The following is a 1,811-nucleotide window of genomic DNA, read 5'->3' on the forward strand; positions in this document are numbered from 1 at the left end:
CCGGTCCCATCTCGAACCCGGAAGCTAAGACCCACAGCGCTGATGGTACTGCACTCGGGAGGGTGTGGGAGAGTAAGACACCGCCGAAATTAACGTAAAAGAAGCAGGGGCGTCACCGATGGTGACGCCCCTGCTTCGCATTTAACACCGCGGTGGTTCAACACGGTGGTGGCGTGGAAGGGCACCGGCAGATACCGGCACCCGTCGCACCGTTTTATTAGCACTTCTGGAGGAGGGGCACCGGCTAACGCTGGTGCCCCTTTTCTGCATTTAACGCCGTGGCTGCGGGGCCACGCATTGCCGCCAGGGTTCGCCACTCTTTCTTGATCGCTAGGGAGAGATGTACCGGTCAATGATCTATCTGACCCGACGACTCATGTGTAATGGGGACGTGCAGGTGTGACTGAGCGCACTGGCTGGTCCAGTCGGGGCCGGCATATGGGATAGAAGTGAGTTGTCTTTGCCGGAGCAGTACGTAGGTGCGGTTCACGGTGGGAAAGCGCGGGTAGAACGTGTTGCAGATGTCAGGGAACAACGACGGACGGAAGCTCTTGTGGAGGCCGTCTGCTGATCGGGTCGAATCCTCTCGGATGTACGACTTCGCTAGGTGGATCGAGGAGGAGCATGATTGTGAGCTTCCCGATTTTCCTGCCCTTCACTCGTGGTCGGTGGAGAGCTCCTCGGAGTTCTGGCAGGGAATCTGGGACTACTTCGGTGTGGTCTCCTCGTCCTCTGCGCACCAACCGATGAGTGACGAAGGTATGCCTGGGACTCACTGGTTTCCGGGTGCCACTCTGAACTACGCGGAGAATTCTCTGAGTGCTGCGGCAACGCGTCCGGACGAGGTAGCGATCATCGGGGAACACGAAACCGGGCAGCCCCAGATTCTGACGTGGAGTCAGCTCGAAGCCCAGGTGGCCTCTGTGGCCAGTTGGCTACGAGATCTGGGCATTGGACCCGGTGACCGGGTGGCCGGAGTTCTCCCGAACATCCCTCAGACAGCGGTTGCCTTACTGGCGGCTGCATCGGTGGGTGCAGTGTGGTCTGTGGTGAATACGGATTTCGGTCCGGGGGGAGTGGCGGATCGCTTCGCCCAGATCGAGCCCAAGGTCCTGTTCACTGTGGACGGGTACGAATTCGGTGGCAAACTCCGCGACATGACCGGTAGTTATCGTGCCCTCCGCGAAGTTCTCCCATCCGTGGAGCATCTCATTGTCGTCGATCAGTTGCCTCCCGAATCCGTCGGGGATATCCCCGAAGATGCGATGCGCTATTCGGACATCGTGGCCAGCCACGCGGAACCAGTCTATGAACAGGTTCCGTTCGAGCATCCGCTCTGGATCCTGTACTCGTCGGGAACGACAGGTAAGCCCAAGGGGATAGTGCACTCCCACGGGGGAGTAGTTCTCGAGTTCCTCAAGGCGCTGGGCCTGCACGCGAACCTCGGCCCCACTGACACTGCCTACTTTGCGGTGGCCACCACCTGGATGGTGTGGAACATGCTGGTGGGTATTCTTCTGACCGGCTCCACGATTATCACCTACGACGGCGCCCCGACATTCGGGGGCGCCCAGAAGTCCTTGTCGCTCGTGGCTCAGAACAAGGCCACATTCTTCGGCACGGGTGCCGGGGTTCTGACCATGGTGGAGAGATCGGGCGTGGTGCCGAACGTTCAAGAGGATTTTTCGGCCCTCAGATCCATTTTGGTGACGGGATCGCCATTACCCGATTCCACCTGAGTTGGCTCATTCGTTTAGTGCGTGATTTTCGGGGTCGCGGATGGCGTCGAGGACGGCCTGCTGCTCGGCCGG

1 protein-coding gene and 1 rRNA gene are annotated in these 1,811 nt (G+C 59.7%); both read left to right on the forward strand.

Annotated features, from left to right (window positions below; genetic code table 11):
- Positions 1-89, forward strand: a 5S ribosomal RNA gene (gene rrf / locus EWV37_RS15375); the annotation flags it as partial.
- Between the two features lie 501 nt (positions 90-590).
- On the forward strand, positions 591-1,739 hold the full coding sequence (locus EWV37_RS15380) for an AMP-binding protein (RefSeq protein ID WP_129702503.1): 1,149 nt from the start codon (positions 591-593) through the stop codon (positions 1,737-1,739).
- The last annotated feature ends 72 nt before the right edge of the window (positions 1,740-1,811 follow it).

The sequence above is a fragment of the Kocuria carniphila genome, from assembly GCF_004136555.1.
GTDB lineage: Bacteria > Actinomycetota > Actinomycetes > Actinomycetales > Micrococcaceae > Kocuria > Kocuria carniphila.

Coding starts and splice junctions, on each gene's coding strand:
- EWV37_RS15380 (WP_129702503.1), top strand. CDS start 591: ATGTACGACTTCGCTAGGTGGATCGAGGAGGAGCATGATTGTGAGCTT.